22 protein-coding genes and 2 tRNA genes are annotated in these 26,343 nt (G+C 40.9%); 19 read left to right on the plus strand and 5 right to left on the minus strand.

The features are described from left to right. Positions 1-17: 17 nt before the first annotated feature. The 5 genes from cysK to FXF36_RS11275 all read left to right on the plus strand — a co-directional run bounded on the left by cysK (position 18) and on the right by FXF36_RS11275 (position 8,397). Positions 18-950, plus strand: a complete 933-nt coding sequence (gene cysK / locus FXF36_RS11255; RefSeq protein WP_151624129.1) for a cysteine synthase A — start codon at positions 18-20, stop codon at positions 948-950. 797 nt (positions 951-1,747) lie between these two features. After that, positions 1,748-4,108, plus strand: coding sequence for a ferrous iron transport protein B (gene feoB, locus FXF36_RS11260; RefSeq protein WP_151624131.1), 2,361 nt, complete (start codon positions 1,748-1,750; stop codon positions 4,106-4,108). 105 nt (positions 4,109-4,213) lie between these two features. Then, positions 4,214-5,116 (plus strand): LysR family transcriptional regulator, encoded by a 903-nt coding sequence (locus FXF36_RS11265; RefSeq protein ID WP_151624133.1) that lies wholly within the window; start codon positions 4,214-4,216, stop codon positions 5,114-5,116. A gap of 6 nt (positions 5,117-5,122) precedes the next feature. Continuing rightward, the gene (locus tag FXF36_RS11270) at positions 5,123-7,570 is read left to right on the plus strand and encodes a homocysteine S-methyltransferase family protein (RefSeq protein ID WP_151624135.1); all 2,448 of its coding nucleotides are present in this window, start codon (positions 5,123-5,125) and stop codon (positions 7,568-7,570) included. 92 nt (positions 7,571-7,662) lie between these two features. Next, complete coding sequence (locus FXF36_RS11275; RefSeq protein ID WP_151624137.1) at positions 7,663-8,397, plus strand: PilZ domain-containing protein; 735 nt, start codon at positions 7,663-7,665, stop codon at positions 8,395-8,397. Here the strand turns inward: FXF36_RS11275 and FXF36_RS11280 are convergent. The 3 genes from FXF36_RS11280 to FXF36_RS11290 all read right to left on the minus strand — a co-directional run bounded on the left by FXF36_RS11280 (position 8,394) and on the right by FXF36_RS11290 (position 9,777). After that, the gene (locus FXF36_RS11280; RefSeq protein ID WP_151624139.1) at positions 8,394-9,467 is read right to left on the minus strand and encodes a metallophosphoesterase; all 1,074 of its coding nucleotides are present in this window, start codon (positions 9,465-9,467) and stop codon (positions 8,394-8,396) included. The two genes, FXF36_RS11275 and FXF36_RS11280, sit on opposite strands and share 4 nt — an antisense overlap. A 147-nt stretch (positions 9,468-9,614) precedes the next feature. Next, positions 9,615-9,688 (minus strand) — tRNA-Met (locus tag FXF36_RS11285). Positions 9,689-9,704: 16 nt separating this feature from the next. After that, a tRNA-Val gene (locus FXF36_RS11290) sits at positions 9,705-9,777 on the minus strand. Positions 9,778-9,959: 182 nt separating this feature from the next. Between FXF36_RS11290 and FXF36_RS11295 the strand changes: the two genes are divergently transcribed. The 5 genes from FXF36_RS11295 (at position 9,960) to alr (ending at position 15,190) form a co-directional block, all read left to right on the plus strand. Continuing rightward, positions 9,960-10,700, plus strand: a complete 741-nt coding sequence (locus FXF36_RS11295) for a sce7726 family protein (RefSeq protein ID WP_151624141.1) — start codon at positions 9,960-9,962, stop codon at positions 10,698-10,700. A 43-nt stretch (positions 10,701-10,743) separates the two neighbouring features. After that, entirely contained in the window at positions 10,744-11,538 is a 795-nt protein-coding gene (locus FXF36_RS11300; protein WP_151624143.1) for a hypothetical protein, read from the plus strand. A gap of 128 nt (positions 11,539-11,666) precedes the next feature. Next, positions 11,667-13,169, plus strand: a complete 1,503-nt coding sequence (locus FXF36_RS11305) for an ABC transporter substrate-binding protein/permease (RefSeq protein ID WP_151624145.1) — start codon at positions 11,667-11,669, stop codon at positions 13,167-13,169. 13 nt (positions 13,170-13,182) lie between these two features. Next, positions 13,183-13,920 (plus strand): amino acid ABC transporter ATP-binding protein, encoded by a 738-nt coding sequence (locus FXF36_RS11310; RefSeq protein WP_151624147.1) that lies wholly within the window; start codon positions 13,183-13,185, stop codon positions 13,918-13,920. Between the two features lie 100 nt (positions 13,921-14,020). Further along, on the plus strand, positions 14,021-15,190 hold the full coding sequence (gene alr / locus FXF36_RS11315; RefSeq protein ID WP_151624149.1) for an alanine racemase: 1,170 nt from the start codon (positions 14,021-14,023) through the stop codon (positions 15,188-15,190). Positions 15,191-15,213: 23 nt separating this feature from the next. Here alr and FXF36_RS11320 read toward each other — a convergent pair whose 3' ends face one another. Next, positions 15,214-15,768, minus strand: a complete 555-nt coding sequence (locus FXF36_RS11320) for a YgjV family protein (RefSeq protein WP_151624151.1) — start codon at positions 15,766-15,768, stop codon at positions 15,214-15,216. A 174-nt stretch (positions 15,769-15,942) separates the two neighbouring features. Here FXF36_RS11320 and FXF36_RS11325 point away from each other — a divergent pair, with 174 nt between their 5' ends. The 5 genes from FXF36_RS11325 (at position 15,943) to FXF36_RS11345 (ending at position 21,671) form a co-directional block, all read left to right on the plus strand. Further along, complete coding sequence (locus FXF36_RS11325) at positions 15,943-16,410, plus strand: LeuD/DmdB family oxidoreductase small subunit (protein ID WP_151624153.1); 468 nt, start codon at positions 15,943-15,945, stop codon at positions 16,408-16,410. Positions 16,411-16,584: 174 nt separating this feature from the next. Further along, positions 16,585-17,835 (plus strand): 3-isopropylmalate dehydratase large subunit, encoded by a 1,251-nt coding sequence (locus FXF36_RS11330; RefSeq protein ID WP_151624155.1) that lies wholly within the window; start codon positions 16,585-16,587, stop codon positions 17,833-17,835. Between the two features lie 9 nt (positions 17,836-17,844). Then, positions 17,845-18,324, plus strand: a complete 480-nt coding sequence (locus tag FXF36_RS11335) for a LeuD/DmdB family oxidoreductase small subunit (RefSeq protein ID WP_151624157.1) — start codon at positions 17,845-17,847, stop codon at positions 18,322-18,324. A gap of 13 nt (positions 18,325-18,337) precedes the next feature. Continuing rightward, complete coding sequence (locus tag FXF36_RS11340) at positions 18,338-19,579, plus strand: aconitase/3-isopropylmalate dehydratase large subunit family protein (protein ID WP_151624159.1); 1,242 nt, start codon at positions 18,338-18,340, stop codon at positions 19,577-19,579. 289 nt (positions 19,580-19,868) lie between these two features. Next, positions 19,869-21,671, plus strand: a complete 1,803-nt coding sequence (locus FXF36_RS11345; protein WP_167511373.1) for an alpha-amylase family glycosyl hydrolase — start codon at positions 19,869-19,871, stop codon at positions 21,669-21,671. Between the two features lie 58 nt (positions 21,672-21,729). Here FXF36_RS11345 and FXF36_RS11350 read toward each other — a convergent pair whose 3' ends face one another. Beyond that, positions 21,730-22,665, minus strand: coding sequence for a GTP-binding protein (locus FXF36_RS11350; RefSeq protein WP_151624163.1), 936 nt, complete (start codon positions 22,663-22,665; stop codon positions 21,730-21,732). A 126-nt stretch (positions 22,666-22,791) separates the two neighbouring features. Here FXF36_RS11350 and FXF36_RS11355 point away from each other — a divergent pair, with 126 nt between their 5' ends. The 4 genes from FXF36_RS11355 to FXF36_RS11365 all read left to right on the plus strand — a co-directional run bounded on the left by FXF36_RS11355 (position 22,792) and on the right by FXF36_RS11365 (position 26,337). Next, positions 22,792-23,721, plus strand: a complete 930-nt coding sequence (locus FXF36_RS11355; RefSeq protein ID WP_151624165.1) for a carbohydrate kinase family protein — start codon at positions 22,792-22,794, stop codon at positions 23,719-23,721. Between the two features lie 26 nt (positions 23,722-23,747). Next, positions 23,748-25,421: a GGDEF domain-containing protein gene (locus FXF36_RS11360; protein ID WP_151624167.1), complete on the plus strand. Its 1,674-nt coding sequence runs from the start codon at positions 23,748-23,750 to the stop codon at positions 25,419-25,421. A 65-nt stretch (positions 25,422-25,486) separates the two neighbouring features. Beyond that, entirely contained in the window at positions 25,487-25,660 is a 174-nt protein-coding gene (locus FXF36_RS16375) for a hypothetical protein (RefSeq protein ID WP_167511374.1), read from the plus strand. A 62-nt stretch (positions 25,661-25,722) separates the two neighbouring features. Then, a complete protein-coding gene (locus FXF36_RS11365; protein WP_151624169.1) occupies positions 25,723-26,337 on the plus strand; it encodes a cyclodeaminase/cyclohydrolase family protein in 615 nt (204 codons plus the stop codon). Positions 26,338-26,343: the final 6 nt, after the last annotated feature.

Raw genomic sequence — 26,343 nt, forward strand, 5'->3', positions numbered from 1 at the left:
TATCGGAGGAACATGTTATGGCAAACATTTACAAGAGCGCATCTGAGCTCATTGGAAACACACCTCTCGTTGAGGTTACAAACATTGAAAAGGAGCTTGGCCTTGAGGCAAAGGTTCTTGTTAAGCTTGAGTACTTCAATCCAGCAGGCTCTGTAAAGGACAGAGTAGCACTTGCTATGATTGAAGATGCTGAGAAGAAGGGACAGCTTAAGGAAGGTTCAGTTATAATTGAGCCTACTTCAGGAAACACAGGTATCGGCCTTGCTGCAATCGCAGCTGCAAAGGGTTATCGCGCAATCCTTACAATGCCTGAGACAATGTCAGTTGAGCGTAGAAACATCCTTAAGGCTTATGGTTCTGAAATCGTTCTTACAGAAGGCGCTAAGGGTATGAAGGGTGCTATAGCAAAGGCAGAGGAGCTTGCTGCAGAAATCGAAGGCAGCTTTATCCCAGGCCAGTTCGTTAACCCTGCAAACTCAGCTGCACACCGTGAGACTACAGGTCCAGAGATTTGGAGAGACACAGACGGAAAGGTTGATCTCTTTATTGCAGGTGTTGGTACAGGCGGAACTGTAACAGGTGTAGGTGAGTACCTTAAGAGCCAGAACCCTGACGTAAAGGTTGTTGCTCTCGAGCCAAAGGATTCTCCAGTTCTTTCAGAGGGCCGTGCAGGTGCTCACAAGATTCAGGGTATCGGCGCAGGCTTCGTACCTGATGTACTTAACACAGAAGTATACGATGAAATTTTCACAGCAGAGGCTGAGGATGCATTTAAGGCAGCTAAGCTTCTTGCAAAGAAGGAAGGTATCTCTGTTGGTATTTCTTCAGGTGCGGCACTTCACGGTGCTATCGAGTACGCTAAGAAGCCAGAGAACAAGGGCAAGACAATCGTAGCTCTTCTCCCAGACTCAGGCGATCGCTACTACTCAACACCACTATTTACAGAATAAAATTTTGATTGAATAATGCTCTTTATGCGGTTCCTGGCTTAGGCTAGGGACCGCTATTATTTTGCTCAAAAATATAGAGATAGCCCACCTTGCCACCGTGCCTGCCCAGTTCTCCTGCAGCATTTGAGCAAAATGTTAGATTTTCTTAAGCTGCTGGTGGAGCTTTATGTGGGTGTTCTTCTATTGATTTTGCACTTCGACGCCACTGTATGCTTATACACAGACACCTGTAAACTTCAAATAGCTTTTCCAAACAAGGTTTAGGATAATTGTGCTCATACTACATTCGCTAAGTAAAATCAAAAGCAGGTTTTGTAGATTTAAGTACCGGCTTCAAGTTCAGTCCGTTTCACTATCAGCCTTGGGCTGCCGTCCATGGCAGCCCATACTTAAATCCTGCAAAACCTGCTTTAAGATTTTACTAAGCTCATTCCAAAATCGCACAATTACTCCTAAACTTGCTTTGGAAAGCTATTTTTAAAAATATAGGGTGTCTGTGTAAAGCATACTGTGGCAATAGAAGTGCAAAGAATGAGACGAACACCCACTAATAAAGAAAGCGACACGCAGCTTATAGAAAATCAACATTTTGTGATTGTGCAGGAGAACTGGGCAGGGCACGGTGGCAAGGTGGGCTATTTACCAAATAAATGGAGCAAAATAATAGCGGGACCAATAAATAAGGACCGCACAAAGAGCATTATTCAAACAAAATTGTATATTGTATACAACAAACTTCGGTTAGTATGATATAATGGACGCGTTAATAAACTAACTACGATTAGAGGAGTCGAAAATTGAATTTAAGCACTTTAGAAATAGGCAAGACTGCCACGGTTAAGGCGGTTGGAGGTAGCGGTGCATTGCGTCAGCACTTGCTGGATATGGGAATAATTCCAGGGTCGGATGTTTCCATGATTAAGTATGCTCCACTTGGAGACCCAATAGAGCTTCGTATTTCTGGATATGAGCTTACCATCAGACTGGCAGATGCTAAGCAGATTGAAATAGAAAATGTTCGCAATACAGCAGAAGTTGAGAAGAGCCGCAAGCTGCATGCGAAGGACATCCCTCATCCTGCACTTGGTGAGGAGACTCTCACTCATGATTATGAGGTGGAGCACAAGGCGAAGGCTGTTAACACTGGCATGTTAACATTTGCACTTGTTGGAAATCAAAACTGCGGAAAGACTACTCTTTTCAATCAGCTTACTGGTGCAAATCAGCACGTGGGAAATTTCCCTGGTGTTACAGTTGATAGAAAAAGTGGTGCCATTAAGGGTTATCCAAATACTGAGGTTGTCGACCTTCCTGGAATTTATTCAATGAGTCCATATTCCAGTGAGGAGATTGTGTCTCGCCGCTTCGTTTTGGAGGAAAAGCCAACTGCTATCATCAATATTGTTGATGCTACTAATATAGAGAGAAACCTTTATCTTACAATGCAGCTTTTGGAGCTGGAGATTCCTACAATCCTTGCCCTTAACATGATGGATGAGATGGCAGGAAATGGTGGATCAGTTCTCATTAATGAGCTTGAGGAATTGCTTCAGATTCCGGTTGTTCCAATTTCTGCTGCTAAGAACGAGGGTATTGCGGAGCTTGTTTCCCATGCTCTTCACATTGCAAAATATAATGAAAAGCCAGGCCGTACAGATTTCTGTGGGAAGGAAGATCATAACGGTGCTGTTCACAGAGCAATTCATGGCGTAATGAGCCTTATTGAAGACCATGCAGAAAAGGCAGATATTCCAATTCGCTTTGCTGCGACTAAGCTCCTTGAGGGAGATTCCCTTGTGGCAAAGGCACTTTCTTTAGATGAAAATGAACAAGATACTTTGGAGAAAATCATCCTTCAGATGGAGAAGGAGAGAGGTCTTGATAGAGCGGCTGCTATGGCTGATATGCGATTTACATTTATAAATCGTATTTGCGAAGAGACAATTGTAAAGCCAAAGGAGAGCAAGGAGCATATCAGAAGTAGAAATCTCGATAAGTTCTTCACAGGTAAGTGGACTGCTATTCCTGCTTTTGTAGGCATTATGGCGCTTGTATTTTATCTTACCTTTAATGTGGTAGGTGCGTTCCTTCAGGGTATTCTTGAAAACATTATAGGTGCAATTACAGATTCTGTTGATAATGTTCTTACAGCAGCTAATGTGGCTGCACCAATTCACTCAATGGTAATTGATGCCATCTTTACTGGTGTTGGTTCAGTGTTAAGCTTTGTTCCAATTATTATGGTGCTGTATTTCTTCCTTTCACTTTTGGAGGACAGCGGCTACATGGCTCGTGTTGCATTTGTAATGGATAAATTACTTAGACGTATTGGCCTTTCAGGACGAAGCATTGTGCCAATGCTTATTGGATTTGGATGTTCAGTTCCAGCAATCATGTCTACTCGTACATTGCCATCTGACAGAGATAGAAAGATGACTCAGCTTTTGATTCCTTTCATGAGCTGTAGTGCAAAGATGCCAATTTATGCGTTCTTTGCAGCTGCTTTCTTCCCAGATAAAGCTGCGATAGTTATGATATCTCTTTACTTTATTGGTATCGTTGTGGCAGTTTTGGTAGCTCTTTGCGGAAAGAACACAAAGTTTAAAGGCGAAGCAGTTCCATTTGTCATGGAGCTTCCAAACTATAGATTGCCAAGTCTAAAGAGTGTATTGATGCTTATGTGGGACAAGGCGAAGGACTTCATTCAGAGAGCCTTTACCGTTATTTTCCTTGGTACAGTTGCCGTGTGGTTCCTTCAGAATTTCAATTTCTATTTCCATATGGTGGAGTCTTCAGAGGATAGCATTCTTGCCAGTCTCGCAGGTGTATTGGCACCAATCTTTATTCCACTCGGATTTGGAGATTGGAAGATGGTTACATCACTTATTTCGGGCTTCCTTGCCAAGGAAAGTGTTGTATCAATGATTACTGTACTTTATGGTGGGGCTGAAGGTTTGCAGGCAGAGCTCACTCCGCTTACAGTTTTTGTTTTCTTGATTTTCTGTTTGCTTTACACACCTTGTGTTGCTGCAATTGCTGCAGAGAAGCGAGAGGCCGGTGGAAGAGCTGCTATTAAGATGGTGTTATTCCAGTGCGCAGTTGCTTGGGTGATTGCCTTCCTGGTAAGAGGAATAGGTCTTGCAATTGGATTAAATTAATTGTCTTATTAATAATATTTAGAGGGATAAAGGAGCAGTTATTGTTTAACTGCTCTTTTGTTTATGTTAAAATCTTTAGCATAGTAAAGTGATAGGAGAATTGCTATGGAAATCAAGCAATTAAAATATTTTGTAGTGGCCGCAGACGTGGGATCATTCAGTGAGGCGGGATTGGTTTTATTTACCACGCAGTCTAGCGTCAGCAAGGTGATCGCATCTCTTGAAAACGAGCTGGAATATCCGCTGTTTAAGCGCGTCAGCAAGGGAATTATTTTAACTGAAAAGGGGAAGGCTTTTTATAAGAAGGCCAGCACTATTGTAGCTGACTTTGACAAGCTTGAAAGCGAGAACAGCAATGTTCAAAAAAATACTGTTAGAATTGGTATGCTTCATAGCTCATGGATAGCAAATTGTTTTTCAAACTTCTATGAGGCGCATAAAAATGAGGATGCCTGCTTTTATGTTCATGCAGACAGCACAATATCCCTTATCGAGCGCTTGAAGCTATCAGATGATGAGGTGAGCTTTATCTATGTTTTCCCTGATACAAGGGCACAGATAGAGTATTTGATTAAGAAATACAATCTCAGATTTGTTTCTCTCAAATCAATGAATGGCATGGTTTATTTTGCACCTGAGGATATCGCATATACGAATTCAAAAGACGAAAAAAGCCTTGATGGGTTGAAGTTTATCCAGTCTGAGAATGATGAATATTTGCGATTGGGCAAATGGAAGGACGCAAATGGGCAGCCAATTGATATCAGGAAGGATATTTCTGTAGTCACAAATAGTGATTATGTAATGCACAACATGCTGGAGAAAAATCATCTGGCAAATCTTAGTGCTGAATCCTTCAATAATTACGAGAGGGAGTATAAACCAGGCTTTGAGCTATTTAATGATGAGGGGCAGATAGAGTTTGGTTATTTATATAATAATGAATACACTCCTAGTGATTTGGCGCGGGAGTTTATTGATTATGTTAGGCATGCAATTGAGGAGTAAGACAGAATGACACGACAGGAATTTAGACAGCTACTTGAAAAGAGAACAGTTTTTATTGACGGAGCCACTGGAACTGAGCTTCAGAAGAGGGGAATGCCAGCAGGCGTATGTCCTGAAAAATGGATTCTTGAGAATTCATGGGCAATCCAGGAGGTTCAGAAGGCTTATTATGAGGCTGGCTCTGATATAGTTTTGGCTCCAACCTTTACTGGAACCAGAATTAAGCTTGCAGAGTATGGCTTGGAAAATGATTTAGTTGAAATCAACCGTAAGCTTGTTAGACTTACTCGGGAAATCGCGCCAGCTGGTAAATTTGTAGCTGCCGACATTTCTATGACAGGAAAGCAGCTGTATCCCATCGGAGATTTGATGTTTGAAGACCTTGTAGATTGCTACAAGGAACAGGTTCAGGCAATTCTTTCTGAGGGCGTTGATTTGTTCGTGGTTGAGACAATGATGAGTCTTCAGGAATGTCGTGCCGCAGTTCTTGCAATCAAGGAAAGCTGTGACTTGCCAATTATCGTTTCACTTACCTACAATCCTGACGGAAAAACTTTATACGGAACCTCGCCAGAGACTGCTATTATCGTGCTTCAGTCCATGGGAGTTGATTGTGTGGGAATGAATTGCAACACCGGCCCTGACGCAATGCTTGAGCTTGTTAATCAGATGGCACCTGTCGCAAATGTGCCAATTATGGTAAAGCCAAATGCGGGTCTTCCTGAACTTGAAAATGGAAAGACTGTCTATAAAATGACACCAGTGGAATTCACTGATGCCTGTGAAAAATTGTATGAAGCTGGAGCATCGCTTTTCGGTGGCTGCTGTGGTTCTACACCTGACCATATCAGAGAGTTGGTTTTACGATTAAAGGATAAAAAGGCTCATCAGATTCAGGATAAGCCTCTTCGAGTTGTTACTTCGGAGCGTATGAATACCTGGATTGATTTAGATGGCAATTTCATGGTTATCGGCGAGCGCATCAATCCTACTGGAAAGAAGAAGTTTCAGGAGACTCTTCGAAATGGCTCTCTTTCTATGGTTGTGGATTTTGCAAGAGAGCAGGAGGAACGAGGGGCTTCTATTCTTGATGTGAATATGGGAATGAATGGTATCGATGAAAAGCAGATGATGCTGGATAGTATTTATGAGGTAACATCTGCCGTTGATTTACCTCTCTGCATCGACACCAGCCATGTGGATGTTATGGAGGCTGCTCTTCGAATTTATCCTGGACGTGCTCTTATTAACTCTATCTCAGCAGAGGAAGAGAAGATGGAGTCGATGCTGAAGCTTGCTAAAAAATACGGTGCAATGTTTATTACACTTCCTCTTTCTGGTGCAGGCCTTCCAAAGGATATTAATGAGAAAAAGCAGCACATTGATACTGTTTTGAATAAAGCAGCAGAGCTTGGCATAAGAAAAGAGGATGCAGTTATTGACGTTTTAGTTCAGACTGTAGGAGCAGAAGGTACAGCTGCACTACAGTGCTTCGAGACGATTGAATACTGTAAATACGAATTGGGTCTTCCTACAGTTTGCGGACTTTCAAACATTTCCTTTGGAATGCCAAACCGTGGCTTCGTAAATACGACTTATCTTACAATTGCTGTCAGCAAGGGCTTGACTATGGCTATAGCAAATCCAAATCAGGAGATGCTTATGTACTGCGCGGCAGCGGCAGATACACTTATGAATAAACCTGGTGCTCTTGAAAAATATGCAGCTCTTCCTGTAGTGGAGACAAAGGCAGCACCAGCTCAAGCGGCAGGTAATGCTCAGGCAGCGCCTGCGTCTTCCGGAGGACTTACTGTATCAAATGCCTGTGATGGGGTGGGACCTGTTGCTGAATGTGTAATCAAAGGAAAAAAGGGACAGATTGTCGCTGAAATCCAGAAGCTTTTGGATGAAGGAATTGAGCCACAGACAATCATAGAGAAACACCTTATTAAGGGTATTAATGTGGTTGGTGAGCTTTACGATAAAAAGAAATACTTCCTTCCACAGCTTATTGCTGGTGCAAATGCAATGGAAATTGGAATGAAGCACATTGAGCCGCTTCTTGCCAGCAAGGATACTGAGGCTAAGGCAAAAATCGTCATTGCTACAGTGGAGGGAGATATCCACGATATTGGCAAGAATCTGGTGGCACTCATGCTTAAGAACTATGGATTTGAGGTGATTGATCTAGGCAAGGATGTTCCAGCGGAGACTATCATCGACAAGGCTGTAGAGGTAAATGCTGATATCATTGGCTTATCTGCACTTATGACTACCACCATGATGCGCATGGACGATGTAGTGAAGCTTGCCAAGGAAAAGGGCTGCAACGCTCAGATTATCATTGGCGGTGCCTGCATCAACGAAACCTTCAAGGATGAGATTAACGCAGATGGCTATTCTGAGGATGCGGCGGAATGCGTGAAGCTTGTTCAGAGACTTATGAATATTTAACAGCTGAATACATAATCCTTACACAGATTTTACATAGAAATCAATTAGAATTAATCTAATATGTTGGTTTGCTTTTAGGTAGGGGTGATGATATGAGAATATCGGAGATTACTTTTGCAAATAAACCGTATATTCGTGTTAGCAAGGGAAAGAAAAAGCTTGATATTCCTGTCACTCCTAAAACATTTTTGATTCCAAGAAGTAGGACGAAGCTTTGGAAGTTTGCCTTTGTAGGCTGCGAGAGCATCAGAGTAAATTACAAGGGAAAAACGGTGAAGCTGAATTGGACCTTTAATCACAACAAGATGACTCTTTTCTGTTCTAGCGGACATAAGGCATACAGTTGGAAAAATGTGAAGGTGGCAAATGTCACATCAGCCACTGGTGAAAAGGAACAGATTATACTTTGCAAGAGAGAGTTCGGTGATGAGACTGAACGTAGAAAATATAAGAGAGTGCCTCTTATTAAAAATGTAACCATAACACAGGGTGGTAAGACTTATCAAGGCTCTACCGTGGATATTTCTTACGGTGGTATGGGAATCAAGCTAAAGCAGAATGTGTTGCTGACACCAAAGGAGCCTCTTAATATTCAAATTGATGAGAATACAAAGGTCAAAGCCAGATTGGTTCGAACTGTTTTCAAGGATGACGGCACAGAGCTCTTGGGATGCTATGTGTCAAAGGTGTTCAGACTGGAAATGATGAGACTTGTCGGTGAAGAAGAGGCAATGAAGCGCATAGAAATAATGGAAAGGGAACAGGAAAAGGCAACCCAGGCTGAGACTGATTCAGGCTGGTATGAGTCTAACATCCGTTGGCATTAATTTCCTGTAATATCTATGATTACATACTCTGAGCGTGTTCCGGTTTTGAATTTTAATGCCCAGTCAGATATGCCAGAGGTCACTATGAAGTCAGTGTTTTCTCTGCGCTCATAACCATAGGTGGCATCGTTTGCCCCAACCCACTCACCAATAAAGGTGATTGGAATAAGCTGTCCACCGTGAGTGTGTCCGGACAAAACAAGGTCCACACCCGCTGATGCTTCTGCATCGTAGTCAGCAGGCTCGTGATCAAGCATGATAATATACTTGGATTTATCCAGGGTTGAAACAAGAGTTGAACAACGGGTGCGGTTTGGGTTTATCCCTTTATCGCGTCGCCCAACAACATAGAATTTATTGTCAATGAGAGTGCATTCATCTTCTAAGATGTGCACTCCATTTTTTATTAATGCATTTTCCAAGTCCGCTTCAGAAAAGTCACGATGACTGAAATATCCTGCGTCGTGATTGCCATAGACGAACCATACACCATATTTCAGATTTAGATTTCCGAGAGCCTCGCAGGCTTTTTCCATATCTATATTCTTGCTGCCGTCATCTACAAAATCCCCGGAAATAAGTAGGATATCAGGACTTTGAGCTTCGATAGTTTTAAGGTGTTTGGCAAAGCCTTCACCGTCAAAGGTGGTACTAAGATGGGAATCTGCTATCATGGCAACCTTCAGCTGCCCTAAGTTCTTATCTGTTGTCAAAGTATAATCCTTTTCCACAACTGAAACGCAGAAGTAATAACCGGCGCCAAGATATGCAATTGAGCATATTATCGCAAGCCAGCCCTGCCAGTAACATTTGCATTTTGGGGTGAAATTTTTTAGAAACTTCCTGCCAATAAACTCAAATAGCAGGAAAAAAAAGGTTGTATAAATTGTTATGGTAAGCGCATTAATCCACTCCAACGTGAAGTAGAAAAAGCAGAAAAGTAGTGCGATGATTAGAAAGGCTACTATTTTATTTTTTATTAAGTTGAATTTTGTGAGGCATGAGATCATGAAGACTATGCCTGCGATGGAAGCAACAAAGGCTCCGAGAAACATTAATATCCATATCATAGTGGCACCTCTCGATTGAAGAGTATTATACATGGATATTATTAAATTTGTATGAAATCCGAATCCCCCTTGTTATCTATGAGTTAGAAACATCCCTTTACTACTAAAAAATAAGACCAAGAATAAATTCTTGGTCTTATTTTTTAGTAGCGAGAGGGGGATTCGAACCCTCGACACCGCGGGTATGAACCGCGTGCTCTAGCCAACTGAGCTATCTCGCCATATTAAATTAAAAAATGGGACCTACAGGGCTCGAACCTGTGACCCTCTGCTTGTAAGGCAGATGCTCTCCCAGCTGAGCTAAGATCCCAGAGCTTTAAGCTATTGCTTCAAGCGACTGTTAAAATATAACATCCAAACCATGGAATGTCAACACATAATACAATATTCGCAATACTTTTTTTTAGTGGCTTAATTTACAGACAATCCCCATAAATGCTTTGTAGCAGGTGGTTTGTTATGATAAAATTTCAAGTGTGAATGGAGAATGAAATGTTATTAGATAAAGATATTAGAGAAGCACTATTTGACTATCTTGAACTGGAATATAAGAAGGCTCGTTTCTACGAAGAAAAGATGATTGGAAAATCAAGAGCCGATGTTTTCATGGTTATCGATGGTGCGCTCGTTGGAATAGAAATCAAGTCTGATGCTGATACCTATGCAAGGCTTGAAGGGCAGATAAAGGACTACGACAGATTCTTTGATTACAATATGGTTGTGGTTGGAAGTACACACGCACTTCACGTGGAGGAGCATGTGCCGGATCACTGGGGGATTGTCACAGTAGATGAGGTGGATGGGAAGCCTGATTTTTATTTTTTACGAAGACCAGAGCCTAATAAAAAGGTGAAGGTGAATAAGCAACTGGAGCTACTTTGGAGACCAGAGCTTACTATGATTTTAGAGCATTTTAATATGCCAACATACAAGGGGCAAAGCAAGCCCTTCGTCAGAAAGAAGATAATCGAATGGACTAAGCTCCCTTTGACTAAGGTAGAGATTGGACGGATAAAAAAAGCGGCAAAGCTTGAAGGTATAGAGCCGGTTATCCCAGAAACGAGAATCACCTTGTCAGAACTTAGTTCTGTAATCAGTGATATTCTCTTTGAGCGGGATTATGAAAAAATGCTGGCTGAAATAGAGGATTATCGCAAGGTAAACAATCCTAGAAGAAGAGGTACGAAAAAGTCCACCAGAGTTAGAAGATTCAGACGACTTGCTAAGCAATAATAAAGCAACAATAGAGGTGACGAAAATGAAGAGGAAGGTTTTTATGAGTTTATTGTCATTAATAATGGGGGCATCGCTAATTTCTTGCGGAAAGGAAACTGCTGAATCAGTAGAAGAACCTGAGGAGCAGGTGACAGAGTCAGTGGAACAGGAAGCTGAAGCACCAGAGGAAGGCTCAAAGGTTGAATTTCAAGAGAGCGAACCTATTATAGAGGTGTTGGTTAATGATTCTGTAAAATCAGAGGAATATAAGGCAGCTTTCAATAGCGGCAAGATAGTTGGTGCAAGCTATATAAAATCAGGTGATAGTAGTGCTTCAAAATTTGACTCATGGCAGGAGGCTTACAAGACTATTATTGATGAGTTGGGAGATAGTGAAGTAAAGTACTCGCTTATTTATATAGATGATGACGATATTCCTGAGCTTGCTTATGATAACAACGATGCTGGCAGACGTATTGCAACCTACTACGATGGATATGTAAATTTATTGATGGCAGAAAAGGTGTCAGAGCTGGATTATATTGAAAAGGGCAATTCGCTTCTTTATATGGTGCGAAAGGAATCTACTTATTATGATTATGTTTATGCCATAAAGGATGGTAATTGGATTGAGCTTGTAGCTGGAGAGAGGTCACCACTTGATCCATGGGCAGAGGACAGCTTTGATGAAGCTGGAGAGCCTATTATTTCCTCTTGGAAGCTGGATGGAGAAGAGATTTCAAGTCAAAAGGATTATGATGAACTACGTGATAAATATTTTGATTTTATTCTTTCAAAAGTTGTGTACGAGCTTGAGGAACCAGATGCTATAATCAACGAGATAGACGCTCTGTAATACTGATACTTTAAAATGTAATATAGGAAATCAGATTTTTTTCTGGTTTCCTATATTTTTATATTGATATTTATTCAATATATGTTAATATATATGCATAAAAATACATAACAGAGGAATAATTATACATGAAAAAGAGAATGATTTATGCTGCTTTAACGCTTGTGGCTGCATTGTTCGTTGGATGTGGTAGTGTTAAAGACACAGGAAAAGAAATTAAGTCTATTGATGATTTGGAGGGTGCAAAGATTGGTGTACAGCTTGGTACAATCGGCGATATTTATGCATCCGATTATGAAGGTGATGATGCAGGTACTACAATCGAGCGCTATAACAAGCTTACAGATGCGGTACAGGCATTAAGACAGGGAAAGATTGACTGCGTCATTGTTGATGAGCAGCCAGCTATTGCCACTACGACGGGCGAGGCAAACCTTGAAATTCTTGAAGAGCCTTTCGCTTTGGAGGATTATGCAATCTGCATTGCTAAGGACAATGATGAGCTCCTTGAAAAGGTAAATGGTGCCCTTGCAGAAGTAATCGAGGAGGGCACACTTGATCAGATTATAAAGAATTATATCGGTGATGACACAAAGGGAACATGTCCTTACGTGACACCAGCTGGTACTACTTATGACAATGGCAAGCTTGTAGTTGTTACAAATGTAGCTTTCCCACCATACGAATATTATGAGAATGGTGAGGCAGTTGGTATCGACATGGAGCTTATTAAGGCTATTGGCGATAAGCTTGGCATGGAAATTGAGATTGAAGACATTGAGTTTGACAGTATCATTAATGCTGTAAGCTCACACAAGGCAGACCTTGGTATTGCTGGTATGACAATGACAGAAGAGCGTCTTAAATCTATCAATTTCTCTGAGTCATATGTTCAGTCTAAGCAGGTTATGATTGTTAACAATGGCGCAGCAGCTGGAAGCAGCATGAGCCTTGTTGATAATCTTAAGAGAAATTTTGTTGATGACAGCAGATGGACCTACCTTACAAAGGGTCTTGTGAATACACTGATTATTGCACTTTGTGCGGTACTTTGCGGTATGCTTATCGGCTTCCTGGTTGCAATTATTCGTGTTACGTATGACAAGACTGGTGGATGGGCGATTGCAAATGCTATTTGTAAGCTATACATTACAATCATCCGTGGAACACCAATGATGATTCAGCTTTTGATAATTTATTATGTGGTATTTAAGAGTGTGAATGTACCAAAGATTCTTGTTGCTATTATCGCCTTTGCGATAAATTCAGGAGCTTATGTTGCAGAGATTATGCGAGGCGGCATTATGGCGGTTGATAATGGGCAGATGGAGGCAGGTCGAAGCCTTGGTCTTAATTATAAGGACACAATGATTTCTATTATCCTTCCACAGGCTATTAAAACTGTGCTTCCAGCACTAGGAAACGAGTTCATTTCTCTTATTAAGGAAACTTCAATTTGTGGTTACATTGGTCTTATGGATTTGACACGTGGTGGTGATATTATCCGAAGCATCACCTACGAGGCATTCCTGCCACTTATTGCAGTTGCAATTATTTATCTGGTTATTGTTCAGGTACTTAACCTTGGAGTAGGACGACTGGAGAAGAATTTGAGAAAGAGCGAACGATAAAAGGAGCAAGAAAATGAGCAGCGAAGTTTTAATAAAGGTAGAGAATCTTTCAAAATCCTATGGGGATAATGAGGTCCTTTCAAATGTAAATATGCAGATTGAAAAGGGAGAGGTTATTGCTATTATAGGCCCTTCCGGTTGTGGTAAGTCGACCTTCATCCGTACTCTCAATCAGCTTGAAAATGTTACCGGTGGAGCAATTTATGTTGATGGCGAGGATATTACTAAAAAGGGCGTTGATATTAATGATGTTCGTCGTCGCGTGGGAATGGTTTTCCAGCATTTTAATCTTTTCCCACATCTTACTATCAAGAAGAATCTGACTCTTGCGCCAGTTAAGCTTGGTCTAATGAGTCAGGCTGAAGCAGACAAAAAGGCTTTAGAGCTTTTAGAGCGAGTTGGCCTTGCAGACAAGGCAGAGGCTTATCCTGACAGTCTTTCTGGCGGACAGAAGCAACGTATTGCTATTGCACGTACTCTTGCCATGAACCCAGAGGTTATTCTTTTTGATGAGCCAACAAGTGCCCTTGATCCAGAGATGGTAGGCGAGGTCCTTTCCCTTATGAAGGAGCTTGCTGACGATGGCATGACAATGGTGGTTGTTACTCACGAGATGGGCTTTGCAAAAGAGGTGGCGGACCGAGTAATGTTCTTTGATGAAAAGGGAATCAAGGAAGAGGGAACTCCAGCAGAGATTTTCAATTTCCCACAGAGCCAGCGACTTAAGGATTTCTTATCTAAGGTATTGTAATTTAATGAGGAGCTTCTCACATGAGTTGGAGAAGCCCTTTTTTTTATGTTTTAAAGTAGTATAATGAAATGAGTTACTTTGAATTAGGAGATGAATAGAAATGGAATCTACACTTAGAAGAACATGGGCTGAAATCAATCTGGATTCAATTGCCTATAACTATAAAAAAATCAGAGAGAAAATTGGCGATGGGGTTAAATTCCTTGGCGTTGTTAAGGCAGATGCCTACGGACATGGAAGTATTCAGGTGAGCCAGCTTTTGGAGGAGCTTGGTGCTGATTATTTAGCAGTCAGCAGTGCAGATGAGGCACTTGAACTTCGTGTGAATGGAATCAAAATGCCAATCCTTATTTTGGGACACACTCCAAAGGAGCAGGTTGGCCGCCTTATGGAATTTGATATTACTCAGGCTATTACCTGCAAGGCAAAGGCTGATGAGTATAGCGCTGAAGCCGAGCGACTTGGTGGCAAGCTGAAGGTCCACATTAAGGTGGATACAGGAATGTCACGTCTGGGATATCTTTGTGATGATGGATATTTTGATACAGGTGTTGAGGGAATTGTTGAGGCCTGCAATATGCCTGGACTTGAGACAGAAGGAATCTTCACTCACTTTGCAGAGGCTGATGAGTTTGGCGATGCAAATGATAATTATACAAAGCATCAGTTTGAACTTTTCACAAGTGTAATTACAGCAGTTGAGGAGAAGCTTGGTCGCAAGTTTAAAATCAGACATTGTGCAAATACAGGTGCAACAGTTCGATTCCCTGAGACTTATCTTGATATGGTTCGTCCTGGTCTTTTGCTTTATGGTTATGGTGAGTTTGCCCGTGAGCTTGGCTTGAAGCCAGCTATGACAATGAAGACAACAGTCAGCACAATCAAGATTTATCCTGCAGGCACAGCAATCAGCTACGGCGGTATTTTTGTTACAGACAAGACTACTCGTATCGGTGTTCTTCCTTATGGTTACGCTGATGGATTCCTTAGAAGTCTTTCAAATAAATGTAGCCTCTACACTAAAGAGGGACCTGCGAAGCTTCGCGGCAAGATTTGCATGGATATGTGCATGATTGATATTACTGATATGCCATCAGTTGATGTGGGTAGCGAGGTTGAGATTTTCGGTGAGAAGAATTCCATTGATGAGCTTTCTGAAATTGCTGGAACAATTCCTTATGAGTTGACCTGCGCAGTTTCAAAGAGAGTTCCAAGAGTGTACTACAGAAATGGTGAAGTGGTAGAGAAAGAGCTTATGCTTAGAATGTAATATTTAAAGAAAAAATCCTGTTCCTAGAATGGAACAGGATTTTTTCTTTCTTTCAAAATTCTATATACACCAATCAGGCTTGTAAGCATTGAGAAGCTGTCGAATGCAAATACGGTCCAGTTGTGAAGAATGAAATCATAGGTACCAAAGCAGAGGATACTGCCGATGCAGCCAAGTTTGATAATTAAATCATCCTTCGAACTAAGAGTGATTGTGATGCAGGTGGCTGCAAGGAATGGAAGCCAATCGAAGAAACCGTGCGTGCCTGCATTCATTGGCAACCAGTTGAACCATACGTTGTAAAGGGAGATGTAAGTGATTATTCCCTGCAATGCAATAAAGAAGATCTTTAATGGAGTATTAAGGTTCCATTTCAAACATACAATATTTCTGATAAGGCTGACTACGTTTCCTACTACAGCGGCTATTCCACCGATGCATGCGTAGGATATTGTAAAAAGTACAAACTGAATATTTTGAGCTATAATTACATGGTGTCTTCTCTTGATATAGCCGATGGCTACCATGAGGATGCAGGCTAAAATAGCGAATACCTGACTAACAATAAATAAATTCATGATTTAAACTCCTATATTTCTTAATGACAGAATATTATAATAATCTATATATGTGACCATTTAAAGTTTTTAATGAAATACAGATGATTTACCTCTTTAAATCGCTAAAGAATTAGTGTAGAATATGGCCTAATAGATAAGTGATTTACCATTCAAAGGAGAATAGGAGAGAACATGGGAAAAGTATTTCGCTTTGACAAAGATGTTGATACTGATCAGATTATTGCATCTCAGTATCTTTTATTTCCAACTATCGATGAAATGAAGGTACACACCTTCGAATCTTTAAATTCTGATTTTGCAGCCAATGTAAAGCCTGGAGATTTTGTTGTAGCCGATGAAAATTTTGGTTGTGGATCATCTCGTGAGCAGGCACCAAGTGTGTTGAAGGCACTTGGGGTTAAAGCTGTAATCGCAAAGTCTTTCGCAAGAATTTTTTATCGCAATTCCATAAATATAGGTATGCCGGTAATCGTAAGTAAGGAACTTTACGATGCAGTGGCGGACGGCGACGAAATGGAGCTTGACCTTCAGGCTGGTGTAATCACCGTGGGTGATAAGCAGTTTACCTGCACCAAGCTTCCGGCTAAAATGCAGGAAATCCTTGACCAGGGCGGACTAATCGCGTCGTTGAATCGATAGTGATAAGTCTGATTATTCAATATTTGAAATACCTAATAACTATTTGAAAATTTTTAAAGATTTATATGAGGTAAGTAGCCATCAAGCTTATTGGTGTCTCAAGCGAAACATGACGTTGAGCGGAGATACCCATGGCTTGTAGGCATAACTTGCCGGATTTAGGAGATAAAGATTATGGGAATGACTATGGCTGAAAAGATTATAGCAGCTGCAGCGGGAAAAGAAAGTTGTCGAGCAGGCGATATAGAGACAGTCACTTTAGACAGACTTATGAGTAATGATGGAACCACTCATCTTACTATTGATATGTACAACAATTTGAAGAATCCTCATATTGCAGATGTGAGCAAGCTGGTATGGATAATTGATCATAATATCCCTGCGGATAGTCCAAAGACTGCAGCATCACATAAGAAGATGAGGGACTTTGCTAAGGAGCATGGCATTACATTTTATGAGGGCGAGGGTGTTTGTCATCAGGTGATGATGGAAAAGCACGTACGTCCGGGCGAGTTGATTTTCGGTGCGGATTCACATACTTGTGCCTACGGTGCACTTGGTGCCTTTGGAACTGGCGTAGGCTGTACAGATTATCTCTATGCAATGGTAACTGGAACCTCATGGTTGCTTGTTCCTGAGACTATTCGCTTCAATCTTCATGGAAAGCTTAAGAATGGAGTTTATGCAAGAGATTTGATTCTAACTATCATCGGAAAGATTTCTGCAAACGGAGCAAATTATAAGGCTATGGAGTTTGCTGGAGAGGGACTTCATGACCTTTCTGTTGCCGACAGAATTTCTATATGTAATCTTTGCGTTGAGGCAGGAGCTAAGACCGCTCTTATGGAAGTAGATGATGTCGCGCTAGATTATTTGAAGGCTCATGGTCGTGAATCAAAGGCACTTTACAAATCAGATGAGGATGCTGTTTTCTCAGAGGTTTATGATATTGATTTGTCTGAGATTGAGCCTATTGTGGCAAAGCCTCATTTTGTAGATAACGTTGTGCCTGCTAAAGAATGTTCAGATGTAAAAATTGATGAGGCATTCTTAGGCAGCTGTAATAATGGAAGAATTGAGGACCTTAGAGTTGGTGCTTCTGTGATAAAAGGAAAGCATGTGGCAGACAAGGTGAGATTTTTGGTTGTTCCTGCCAGTCGAGAGGTTTATAAACAGGCTCTTGATGAGGGACTTCTGGATATTTTCATGGAAGCTGGCGCAATGGTTATGAATCCTAACTGCAGTGTATGCTGGGGCGCATGCCAGGGTGTAATCGGAGAAGGAGAGACCCTTATTTCTACAGGCACCCGCAACTTTAAGGGCCGCGCAGGACATAAGGATTCCTTCGTATACTTAGCGTCCGCTGCAACTGTAACTGCTTCAGCGATTACAGGATATATATCAGTAGCAGATAATGCGGACTAGGAGTTTATTATGAGTAAAATATGGAAACTAGATAACGATATAGATACAGATATTATTCTGCCTACAGAGTATTTGGCTTTTGAGACTGTGCAGGAAATGAAGCCTTACGCATTTTCTCCTCTGCGCCCTGAACTTGCAGGACAGATTCAGCCAGGGGATATGATTGTGGCTGGACATAACTTTGGTTGCGGCTCGTCGAGAGAACAGGCACCAGAGGTTGTGAAGGCTCTTGGAATTTCATGCATAGTTGCAAAATCTTTTGCGAGAATTTTCTTTAGAAATGCCATCAATAATGGATTGCTTCTTATTGAACAGCCTGATTTGTATGATGAGGTTAGCGAGGGAGATGAGGCAGAGGTTATTCCGGGCAAGGAGATTATCGTCAATGGAAAGTCTTATCCTATTGCAAATCTTCCGGACAATTTGATGGAGATTTTGGATGCAGGCGGTTTGGTAAAGGCTATGAGAAAGAGAAACGGATTAGACTGATTGGGAGAGCTAAATGGGACATACACTTGTTGAAAAAATAATTGGAAAAAAGGTGGGCCATGAGGTACTGCCTGGTGATATAGTTACTGTTGATGTGGATTGGTGCATGATTGATGACATCATGGTCCCTTTTGCTGTGCAGAAATTTGAGGAGATGGGATTTAAGCAGGTGGCAAAGCCTGATAGCGTCGTGCTTATTTATGACCATTTTCTTCCTGCAACGCAGGTGGATGATACCAGACACTTCAGAGTAGGAGATGAGTTCGCTGAGAAATATGGAATTACCCGTGTTCATCGAACAGATGGAATTTGTCATCAGCTTATGACTGAGGCGGGCTATGTGAAGCCTGGTGATATTTCCTTTGGTACAGACAGTCATACTGTGACCTATGGTTGTGTTGGTGCATTTGCCACAGGTATTGGCTACACAGAAATGGCTGGAATCCTTGGCACAGGCCAACTTTGGATTAAGGTTCCTGAGACAATTAAAATTGTCATTGATGGAACTCTTCCAGGAAATGTGACCTCAAAGGATATTATTCTTAGGATAATTGGGGATTTGACTGCATCGGGAGCAACTTATCAGGCTCTTGAATTTTCTGGAAGCACTGTGGAGGCTATGAGCGTTGCCAGCCGAATGACTATATCAAATATGTCTGTGGAAGCAGGGGCGAAGTGTGGACTTTTTGCGCCAGATGAAAAGACCTGTGATTATTGCAGAATTCCATTTACAGATGAGATAAAAGAACTTTATGGCGATGAGAACGCGGTATACTCAAAGATTCTCAGATATAGAGCTGAGGATTTTGTACCAGTATGTGCATGCCCATCACTTGTAGATAATATCAAGCCTGTGTCTGAACTTAAGGGCACAAAGGTAAATCAGGTCTTTCTTGGCTCCTGCACCAATGGACGTCTTGAAGATTTAAGAACTGCAGCTACCCTTATGAAGGGAAAGCATGTGGCACCTTTTGTAAAAATGATTGTAACTCCTGCCAGCCGTAAGATTTACCGCGAAGCCTTGGCCGATGGTACTCTTGGCATTCTTTCAGATGCTGGTGCCATCATTACAACACCTGGCTGCGGGCTCTGCTGTGGACGTGGCGGTGGAATCCTCACCGACGACGAAGTCGTAGTTGCCACCAACAATCGAAATTTCTTAGGACGCATGGGGACCAGCAAAGTGCAAATCTATCTTGCTAGCCCAGCCACCGCAGCTGCGTCAGCAATTGCAGGTGAGATAGTAGAAGGATAATTATAATAAAGCAAATTTTGAGGACCGATGGGTCCTCTTTTTTAATGTATTTTTACCTATTGTTGCGCATAATTGCGCATATTTTAAAGAAAATTTACACAAAATGACTAATCAATATTTGTAATTGTTTCTGAAAATGGTAAATAATATTGACACAAGTGTGTATTTTCAGCTATTTTAAATATCGAAATGAGCTGGAAACGTTTCCATATAACCGGTTAATGTGGAACCGTTTGCGCAGCATCGAAGGGGATCCCAATTATAATGTATGAGAAAATGGAGGGTAAGGATGTTTAACAAAAGAATGGGGCGCAGTGTGCTTTCACTTTTAGTGGTCGCTGGGTTAGTATTTAGTGGTTTTAGTTTTAATGCTGAGACTGTTGAGGCAGCACAAACTGGTGCTTACGGTCTTCAGTCAAATATTAAAGATGGCAACATTTTACATTGCTTCGACTGGACTTATCAGCAGATAATTGATGAGCTTCCAAACATTGCAGAAGCAGGTTTTTCTACAGTTCAGACTTCACCAGCACAGCCGGCAAATTGTTCTTATGGCGGAACTTGGTATATGCTTTATCAGCCGAATGGTTTTTATGTTAGCGATGCAGGTCTTGGTTCAGAGTCAGATTTAAGAAGGCTTTGCCAGGAAGCTGACAGATATGGAATTAAGGTTGTAGTTGATGTTGTTGCTAATCATCTTGCAGGTGATCACTCAAATATTGATAACAGTCTTAAGGATTCTCAGTATTGGCACAATGAAGGTGGTTCAATTGACTATAATAACCGTCATCAGATTACACACCGAGATATAGGAATGCCAGATATTAATTCAGAGCATCCTTATGTTCAGAATAAAGTAAAAAGTTATATCGCTCAGCTTAAGGCAGATGGTGTTGATGGAATTAGATGGGATGCTGCAAAGCATATTTCACTTCCAACAGAAAATTGCGACTTCTGGAAAACAGTAATTGACAGATCAATGTTCAATTATGGAGAGATTCTTGACCAGCCAGTGACAGGTAATGAGTCATATGCAAACAGTCTTATGAGCGAGTATACAGACTACATGTCAGTGTCAGATTCAGTTTACAGTGCAACTGTTATGGGAGCTTTAAATGGTGGCAATGTTCCAAGTAGTTATGGTAACTGGACAACAGTAAACGGCATTGAAGATAATGAAGTAGTTTATTTCGCTGAGAGTCATGATACATACTCTAATAATAGCGTCGGGGAGGGCGGCTGGACTAAGTATATTGACCAGAATAAGGTTGACAGAGCATATGCAATCCTTGGATCAAAGGCTAATTCTTCAGCACTTTATTTCTCAAGACCTTACGCTAAGGAAAAGACAGCTATTAAGGTTGGTGCTAAGGGAAGCACACACTTTACAAGCAAAGAAGTTGCAGCTGTTAACAAGCTTCATAATCAGTGTGCAGGTGAAAAAGAGTATTACAAGGCTGTTGGTAATATTGCTGTAGTGGCAAGACAGACAGGTGCAACAATTGTACTTGGTTCTGGAAGCAATATAGATGTTAACGTAGAAAATCCAGATGGAACATTGGCTAGTGGTACATACAAGGATGTAGTTAGTGGCAGCACTTTCTATGTAAGTGGTTCAAATATTTCAGGATATGTTGGTGGAACAGGAATTGCAGTATTGCTTAAGGATGGAGAGCCAACTCCAACACCTACACCAACTCCAACCCCTACCCCAACACCTACACCAACCCCTACCCCAACACCTACACCTACACCAACTCCTACTCCTACACCGACACCATTTGTAGAAGAGGAGATTACAGTTTACTTCTCAAATAATGTTAACTGGAACAATGTATATGTATATACATGGGGCAGTAGTGATACAACAGGATGGCCTGGAAAAGCTGCTACATATGTAAAGCAGAACGAGTACAATGAGTCAGTTTATTCTGCAAAGATTCCAAAGGATATAAAGGGATTGATCTTCTCAGATGGGAATGGAAGACAGACTGTAGATATTAATGCTGGTTTTGTTGACGGATTAGGCTATTACATTTCAGGAAATTCAGGAAATAAGAGCACAGTAGGCACCTACACTTTTTCTAAATAATATTCCTTAAATGGAAGAGGGATTCGCATATGCGAATCCTTCTTTTGATTTGGGCTGATTATTTAGCTCCAAAATATTCTTTTACCTTTGCTTCATTAATTTCTTCACCGATGATTATGAATACTTCCTGCCCAACAGGCATTTCCCTAAATTCAAAATCTTCTTTGGTGGCGTTAAACTGATACCAAACATCAGCTTCCTTGAAGAATCCTTTGGCTCTGAAAATTTTACCGAAGGCTGGGTCTGACATAAGTGCATCGATTTTTTCTTTAAGCCCTTCCTTCTTCATAGGAAGCTCAAGGAAATAAAGTGTCTTATATCCCGCATCATCAGTGCCCAGCTTCTTTATATATGAATGTGTGCTGTAGCCACTGTTAGAAATTCTGTCAAAATCTTCATTAGTCAGCTCATTCCAATTCTTTGAAAAAACAATTGAATCAATATTTTTATCAAGCTTTGCTTTCTCAGCAGCTCTTTTAAGATGGGAGATAGTAGCATTAATATGTACTTCATCTGTAAGTTGGCTTCTGCTGAGAATAATTACTCCGGCGTTGGCAATCTGCGACGCTAGAAAGAAATCGGAGTCCTCGGATAAAGTATCTTCAAGCTTTGCATCTACGATAGTGATAACATTTCCTATTTCATACCATCTGTCCAGAGGTTCATCTCGTAATGAATCAAAGAATTCATCTACATCAAAAATTCCAGAAGGCTCGATGATGACTCTGTCGTAGCCACTCATTCCCATGGAAATAAGCTTTGTTTTAAAACGTCTTTTGTGGCAGTCAGCATCACAGCCACCGGCAACCATTTCCAGCTCGCAGTTATCGCCTCGAAGCTCGTTGAGAAGCAGCATATCTACATTTACTGCACCGTAATCATTTTCCAAAATTCCAATTCGCTGACCCTGGTCCATGAAGTATTTCGCATATTTCTTTAAAAAGGTTGTCTTGCCACTGCCAAGAAAACCTGTAATCAAATCTACTTTTATCATCGAATTAAACCTCATAATAAATATTTAAACACAATTATTTGATATTATAACATGTAGTGCTATAATCAAAAAGTTACTTTGAACGGTAACTTTAAAGAACTTTTTTGATAAGGAGTATTAAATCATATGGGTATCGTAGTACTAGGCGCAGTTTTTATTGATATTAAGGGACATTCTACAGCAAGCTATATTCCTGCTGGTCGAAATGTTGGAACAGTTGAAGAGGTTCACGGTGGTGTTAGCCGTAACGTCGTTGAGGATATTGCAAACGTTGAGCTTAGACCTACTTTTGTCAGCCTTGTTGACGAGAGTGGAATTGGTACAGGTGTTTTAGATAAGCTTAAAAACCACAAGGTTGATACACGTTTTGTTCGTCGTACACCAGATGGAATGGGAAAGTGGCTTGCAGTTTTTGATAATCATGGTGATGTGGTTGCTTCTATTTCAAAGCGCCCAGACCTTTCTGAGATTAACAATATCTTAGATGAGCAGGGTGACGAGATTTTCAAGGATGCTGACAGCATCGCCCTTGAAATTGATATGGAAAAGGACACTATCAAGAGAGTGTTTAAATATGCTGAGAAGTATAATCTTAAGGTTTATGCAGCTGTTTCAAACATGAGCATTGCTGTTGAGCGTCGTGATTTCCTTAAGAATGTTGAGTGTTTCGTATGTAACCAGCAGGAAGCAGGCATTCTTTTCATGGATGATTATTCAGAGAAGACACCTGATGAGATGCAGGAGATTTTATCAAAGAAGATTCAGGGCGCACAGATCAAGAAGATGATTGTTACTCTTGGTGGTCAGGGCGCAGTTTTTGCTGACATCGATGGCAATACTGGATTTGCTCCAGCAAGAAAGGTTGACGTAAAGGATACCACTGGTGCAGGTGATTCCTTCTTCGCTGGTGTTACAATTGGTCTTACTTATGGAAAGACAATGGAAGAGGCTTGCGAGATTGGTTCTACACTTGCAGCATCAGTAATTGTTACTTCAGACAATGTTTGTCCAAGATTTTTACCAAGTGAGTTTGGTATAGAAGTTCCTGAAAAATAGTTTTTGGAGCGAGGAGTACGGGGGTTATGGACAATGGGTTTAGAAAAAAGATAGTAGCGATACTCTATGTTATATTGATTATTTTCTTTATAATCATTGGGTTTGCCTACTCTAATCAGGAGAATTCCAAATTTTACGAGAACTATCGTGAGTTCACTACAGAATGGACTGTTGATGGTATTGAAATCGAGCTCCCTTATTCAAACAGAGATGAGTTTGAGATGACAAATACCTTACCGCAGGTTTATGGTGATCAGTATTTGATTATCAAGTGTTATTATGATACCGCTTCTGTATTTGTGGATGGAGTAGAGGTTTATCGTTCTCGGGATAATTGGCTGTTTGGCTCAGAGACTAATGTTGGAAAAAAGGAATTACATATTCCGATGAAGGTTGAGTACTCGGGCAAAACTATTACTGCAAGAATAAAGCTTCAAAATGCTCTTTATGGCGCTGAAATTTATGACTGTCTAATCTCAACCCGTTCTGGCTATGGAATAGCAGTTCTGAAGAAGGAAGCTGTTACAATAATGCTTTCTGTAATACTTTTGTTTACAGGTATTACAGAGACTCTTATTGCAATTCATTTCATTATAAAGAAATCATTGGTTTTAAGGAGACTTTCCTTTGAAGCACTTTTATTTGCTGGATTATTCTCTATTCTATCAGGCGTTTGGTTGTTTACCTGGACAAGGCTGCCTTATATTGTTTTTGGCAACAGTACGGGTTTTGCAATTCTTGAAATAGTTTCATTTATGCTGCTTCCTCTTGTATTTTTCGAGCTTGTTCGTGCAGTTAATTTTAGAGTTAGCAAAACAGACAATATTATAGATGGGGTATTTGCCATGGCAATTGTGCTATGCTTTATCCTTTGTCTGATAGGTGTCTGTGATTGGGGCGATATAGTTGTAATTGCTCATGTTATAGACATTGCTATGATTTTCGTGGTAGCCTATTATTCCTATACGAGTATTAAGGCTGAGAAGCGAAAGAGTGAGAGAAGACTTATTGCTATTGGAAATAGCCTGTTTTTGCTTGTTTGCGTAGTTGCTCTTGCAATGTATATCAACAATATAGACAGCAATTTTAATATTTTTGTCATCATTGGTCTTATGATATATATTTCAACTCAGATAGGTCTGATTTACCGAAGGCTTGGATTGAAGGTCGAGGAAGAGGCAGAGCTTGTTCAGGTTAAGGAATTAGCTTATACAGATGAGCTTACAAAGCTTACAAACAGGCGATATTTCTACGAGGAGCTTGCTGCTATAGAGGATAAGGAGCCTTCTCCTGATACCACTATTATCTATTTTGATGTGAATCGCCTGAAATATACGAATGATACTTTAGGCCATGATGCTGGTGATGAGCTGCTGGTTGGCGCAGCGGACTGCATCAAAAAGGCCTTTGGCGGAAATTCTACCAGTGTTATTAGCCGCATGGGCGGTGATGAGTTTATCGCTATGCTGATAATTAGCCAAGCAGAACTGGTTAGAAGGCTTGATACCTTCAAAAAGCTGACCGCTGAATACAAGGGTCAGTACATTAATGAAATAAGTGTTTCTGTGGGCGTTGCAAGCCGCAGAGAACATCCGAATGCTGATATAAATGGGCTTTGTGGTATTGCTGATGACAACATGTATGCTGCAAAAAAGGATTACTATACCAACTCAGGTTTTGAAAGACGTTCGGGCAGATAAAAAGGTTTGCAACCCTCATACAATATGCTTATAATGTTTTCTTGAAAGGATTTCTTTTGCGCGACATGATGGATAAGGAAAACAATAATTACAGGCAGTTGTATTTTGACATGGATGGCACAATCAAGCAGGAAACATACGTATTTCATCGAGAGATGACTGCTGAGGAACAGGAATATTACGATTCCCTTGTTTCGGATTCAAATCAGATGACCATCTTTGATTATATTAGTGTCTAAATGCTCCAAGGCTTTGAATTATTTCAAGGCTTTGGAGTTTTGTTTTATAGGAGAGAATGATTATGAGCTTACAAAATTCTAGTGTTTCAGATTTTACCAGTCAGCTGGCTTCAAAGACTTCAGTACCGGGAGGTGGAGGCGCAAGTGCACTTGTGGCGGCAATTGGCATTGCTCTCGGAGATATGGTTGGTGAATTCACAATCGGAAAGAAAAAGTATGCAGATGTTGAGGATGAAATCAAGGGATTGATGGAAAAGGCAGAGGAAATCCGCATGGCCCTTCTTAAATGCATTGATGATGATGCGGTAGCTTTTGAGCCGCTTTCGAAGGCATACGGAATTCCAAAGGAAGATCCAACAAGAGACGAAATTATGGAAAAATGCCTGAAGGATGCTGCAAAGGTTCCGTTTACAATTATGGAGCTGGCGTGCCAGGCTATTGAGCTTCAAAGGCAGTTTGCCGACAAGGGCTCAGTAATAATGATTAGTGATGCTGCAACAGGCGTTGCTCTTTTAGAGGGGGCGTTGAAGGGGGCAGCTGTTAATGTAAAGATTAATACAAAATCTATGAATGATAGAGCTTATGCTCAGAATATTGACAGCAAAGTAAATTCTATGCTTGAGAGTTATCTTCCAATGGCACAGAAGATATACAAAGATGTTTGGAATAGATTATAGGAGTTT

The sequence above is a fragment of the Pseudobutyrivibrio xylanivorans genome (genome assembly GCF_008935055.1).
In the GTDB taxonomy this organism is placed as follows: domain Bacteria; phylum Bacillota; class Clostridia; order Lachnospirales; family Lachnospiraceae; genus Pseudobutyrivibrio; species Pseudobutyrivibrio xylanivorans_A.